Origin of the sequence: Leyella stercorea DSM 18206 (assembly GCF_000235885.1) — a bacterium.
GTDB lineage: Bacteria > Bacteroidota > Bacteroidia > Bacteroidales > Bacteroidaceae > Prevotella > Prevotella stercorea.
In genome coordinates, this window is the sequence record NZ_JH379439.1 from 63,975 (window position 1) to 68,227 (window position 4,253).

4 protein-coding genes are annotated in these 4,253 nt (G+C 45.5%); all 4 read right to left on the reverse strand.

What is annotated here, in order from left to right; all coding sequences use genetic code 11:
• A partial coding sequence (locus tag HMPREF0673_RS14730; RefSeq protein ID WP_458692725.1) for a ribosomal eL19 family protein occupies nt 1–863 on the reverse strand: 863 nt, incomplete at its 3' end.
• Nucleotides 864–960: 97 nt separating this feature from the next.
• Nucleotides 961–1,590: a hypothetical protein gene (locus HMPREF0673_RS07800; protein WP_007900546.1), complete on the reverse strand. Its 630-nt coding sequence runs from the start codon at nt 1,588–1,590 to the stop codon at nt 961–963.
• A 78-nt stretch (nt 1,591–1,668) separates the two neighbouring features.
• Complete coding sequence (locus tag HMPREF0673_RS07805) at nt 1,669–2,988, reverse strand: plethodontid receptivity factor PRF (RefSeq protein ID WP_040596660.1); 1,320 nt, start codon at nt 2,986–2,988, stop codon at nt 1,669–1,671.
• Nucleotides 2,989–3,043: 55 nt separating this feature from the next.
• Nucleotides 3,044–4,159: a hypothetical protein gene (locus HMPREF0673_RS14735; protein WP_007900549.1), complete on the reverse strand. Its 1,116-nt coding sequence runs from the start codon at nt 4,157–4,159 to the stop codon at nt 3,044–3,046.
• Nucleotides 4,160–4,253 lie beyond the last annotated feature (94 nt).

Consider the following 4,253-nt stretch of genomic DNA (forward strand, 5'->3'; position numbering starts at 1 on the left):
GGCTTAGCATTCGGGCAAGCAGGCTTAGCGTTTGGACAAGTCGGCTTAGCGTTCGGAGCAGCAGGCTTAGCGTTTGGACAGGTCGGCTTAGCGTTCGGACAAGTCGGCTTGGTTGCTGGAGCAGCAGGCTTAGCATTCGGGCAAGCAGGCTTAGCGTTCGGACAAGCAGGCTTATCGTTCGGGCAAGTCGGCTTGGTTGCTGGAGCAGCAGGCTTAGCGTTCGGACAGGTCGGCTTAGCGTTCGGGCAAGTCGGCTTAGCGTTCGGACAAACAGGCTTAGCGTTCGGGCAAGTCGGCTTGGTTGCTGGAGCAGCAGGCTTAGCGTTCGGACAAGTCGGCTTAGCATTTGGACAAGTCGGCTTGGTTGCTGGAGCAGCAGGCTGAGAAGTTGGAACTGGAGCTGGGGTTTCAGGCTTTACCACGGGCTGAGGTTTTTCACTCTCGGTGTCCACTGGCTGGCGTCGCTTGTTAGTATTGTCAACCTTCTTTTGTGGCTTGTCAAACGTCACCTTTTCACCTCCATCGATCACTCTTCCCTGAGGACGCTGTTTACTCTCTTTAGTCGATTGTCCGAGAATTTCTTCAATAGTAAGCTCTACGGGAGTGGTATCAGGATCCTTCTTCTCGTCGTACACAACGGGCTTAACAGGCTCAGGCTTAACACGTTTCTCCACGGGCTTTTTAGAGTCGAACTCTTTCCACGGATTGCGCAAGAAACTAATGAATTGCTTGTTTGCATCATCAATGAACTTATCAAACGATGCCATTTCGCTATTCACAAAGTCATCGAAATCGTCTACGACTTGTGCCTGAGTCCCCATACAACATGTTGCGCAGAAAGCTAATAATATAAATCTTTTCATTTGTACGGGTTTTATTTTAATGATTTTTATCTAAAAAATCCGAAGAAGAGCAGACAAATCTACCCTTCTCCGGATTGATTACAATATCTTCAAGATATTACTCGTCCATTTCAACAGGGTCGCCGATGAACTCCTCAACCTGCTGTGAGAGATCGTTAAGAGCTGCCTTCTTCTTTGCCTCCTTTGCAGCAAGCTCACGAGCCTTCTTAGCAGCTGACTCATCGATAGTCATGTACACCTGGAACTCCTTAGAGCCGCCCTTCTCGCGAACGAGAGTGAAGTGCATCTTAACGAGACCTGCAATCTTTGTATTCACGCCCATCTCATAAGCAGCACCGAACTTATCGATTTCTTCCTCAGACATACCTTCTGCGTCTGAAGACATAATGCTCTTCATCTTACCAACTACCTGAGCCTTAGCACGGCTTGCGTAGCTTGTGATACCATTCATCATAGCGTTCTCACGACCAATCTTAGGGTTCTTGCCTACAGCAATACCTGTAAGAACGAGGTGATTCTCCTCATCACCCTCTACGTATGTGCGATACTTTGTAAGCGCATACTCCATTGTAGAAGCTGTAGCAAGCAATGACCAACCTGCCTTCTTCCACTCCTTACAAGTCTTCTTAATATCCTTCTTCAACAATTTCGACTGAGCGAAAGCTGCAGATGAACCACAGAAGATAAGTGCGATAGCCAATAATACGTTAAAAATTCTCTGTTTCATAATAGTCAAGTTTTAATTGTTATAAATTTAATTGTTACCTATTTCTATTTCATTACTCCCAATTGGTTTTCCATTTCATTACTCCCAGTTGGTTGAGTATGGCAATGCTACCTTTATTGGTTCGATTGCTCCTGTGTCTGGGTTTACTACATTGAGCGTGCCCTTCACAAATCCGAAGTCGTTCTTCTTTACTTGACGAAGCGAATACTCGCCCTGTGCCAGCATCTTTATCTGGATGAGTCCCTTTGTAGAGTAGATTGCGTCAACGTTATCGAAGACGAGTGGCACTGCAATGTCAGGCACATTGAGCTCAAAACTCTTCACTGCGAACTTATTGCCGTTGCGGTTGTTCACAGTAAGACGCACTGTTACGTCCGTGACTTCACGTTCTGCAGCATCTACCATAGCTGCTGTAAGCAGCACCTTACCCTCCGGTGCGATAGAGAACTTCTGACTGCCAAAGCCACTACCGGCTTCTGTGAGCGAAATCTTATAAGTGAGACGTTTGCCATCAAGACGAAGCATTACGTCAATAGTATTCTCTTCGTCCTCAATACACTCGCTATCATCGTATGTAACGAGGAATGTACCGTCGGTTGTTGGACGCACGTTGAGCTGAGTCACGCTGCTAGACTTCACTGTCGGCAATGTAGACACCTTAACTGGTCTGCCTTTCAGGAGCACCTGACAGCTATATTGTCCACGTTTAACAAACTTACCTGTGAGTGTGAGCGCATCGTAGAGCTGAAGATAGCGCTTCTTCAAGCCTTCCACCTGCTCAAGGCGTACATCGTCGAAGAAGTAGGCCTTCAGAGCGTTGAGCTCAGTAGTAGCAGCTTTGATATCTTCTACCGACTCAATGTTGTCTATCTTCTGTGCCAAAGCCTCGTACTTAGCGGTCATCTCCTGGTCGAGAGCCTCAAACTCTGCCTGCAGTGTGCGCTGCTCGCGACGAGAGTAAGGATAGAGCACCGAATACTCGTAGTAGCTCTCGCCCGTCTTCTTGTCCTGAACACGCTGCCAGTATATTCCAGCTATCTTGTTCGACGAGATACCTTTAAGGAAAGGTAAGTTAGCCGACTTAATCTTCGAGAGACGTGTAAATTCATCGCGCGACTGCACGTTGTCGTCCTCCACTATCTCGCTCGACTCATTGCGCTGCGACACGCTTACGTTGCTTGCTACAGAGAGGATGATGCGCTCTGTAACCTCAGCCATTGCCTTCACCTGCGCATCTGCTATAGTATTGGCGGTAACGGTGACAACAAGTGCACTTGGGTTAGCCGTATTGACCCACTCAGGAGCTTTTTTTGCGCTACGCTCCACAACTTTTGTCTGTGCTAATGACATACAGCATGTGGCTACGAGCAGACACAAAGTCAATGATATTCTCTTCATAATAAGTTGTTTAAATTTTATCGTTAGTATCAGTAAATGTATTGGGTAGTTTTTATCACCAATCCACCTTCAAGTTGCGTATCTCTACATAACCATTGCGCACTTTGAGTTTCATGTATGAAATTGTCTCAATCGGGTGATCATAATTGACGATGTAGAAGTCGTGCTTCAAATTGACACGAGCTGGCATACTAATCCATTCGTACGATGAACCATTTGCTATAACAGCTTTGTTTTCGCGTGGAAGTTCTTTACCATTGTCGTCAATAACTACATCCAATGATATATCGCCATTCGCAATGTTCACATTCTGGTTGACATACTCGGCTTTGATAGTGATGCGGCGTTGTGTTGGCTCACCCTTACAACTGAGAATACGGAACTCGAGGTCATTCATAGAGATTGTTATCTCGCACTTAGGAGCAGCGGGAGCTTCAGCAGGCACTGGTTTCTCCACAATTTTCTCCACAACAACGGGTTTCTCTACCACCTTTTCTACTACGACCGGCTTCTCTACCACCTTTTCAACAATCACAGTGTCTGGCTTTGTGCCCAACTTTGCAAGAATTTGCTCCTGCAGAGCGTAAGCCTGATCATAGCATGGGATATTGGCAGTGGCAGCAGAGAGATAGCTAATAGCTTCTTTGTAACGCTGCTGATTGTAAAGTGCTTTTGCTTTCTGCAATATGAAAGCGCAATTGGTAGAATAGTACTCTTCAATCTTCTTGCGTGCAGTATTGATGAATTGCTTATAGGCAGGGTCAGTCACCTTGATGCCCTTTATCATCGACTTCATAGCCTTATCCTTGCTACCAAGCGATTCGCCCTCCAATTCAATTGATGTGCTGTAATATTCGGCACCATCAATAATGTTCTTGGCAATGAGCACTAACTCGCCTTGTGCGATAGGCACGTCAAGCACGACACCATCCTTAGTAGAGAAAATCTTCTCTACAGATATAGTTGGCTCTATGGCAAACACATTATAAAGATCAGCAGCACCAGCTCCATTGCGATCGAACACCTGACGAAGCTTCAAGTCGAGGGCGTTGGTCACAGATGCTGACATACCATCTGCCTCTGCCTTCAATATAGAGAACTGAATATCGGTTTGCGCCATTGCTATCGTTGCAGATAGAAAGAATACAATTTGTAATAGTATTTTCTTCATAAAGTCGGTTATTTAGTTATTTTGAGTACAAAAGTATTAAATAATATAATAAAGTCCAAATTTTGGCTCATATAATATTGTTGTGTTTTTAACA

Excerpts from the sequence above, each read along its gene's own strand:
- HMPREF0673_RS07800 (WP_007900546.1), bottom strand. The coding sequence starts at position 1,590 with ATGAAACAGAGAATTTTTAACGTATTATTGGCTATCGCACTTATCTTC.
- HMPREF0673_RS07805 (WP_040596660.1), bottom strand. The coding sequence starts at position 2,988 with ATGAAGAGAATATCATTGACTTTGTGTCTGCTCGTAGCCACATGCTGT.
- HMPREF0673_RS14735 (WP_007900549.1), bottom strand. The coding sequence starts at position 4,159 with ATGAAGAAAATACTATTACAAATTGTATTCTTTCTATCTGCAACGATA.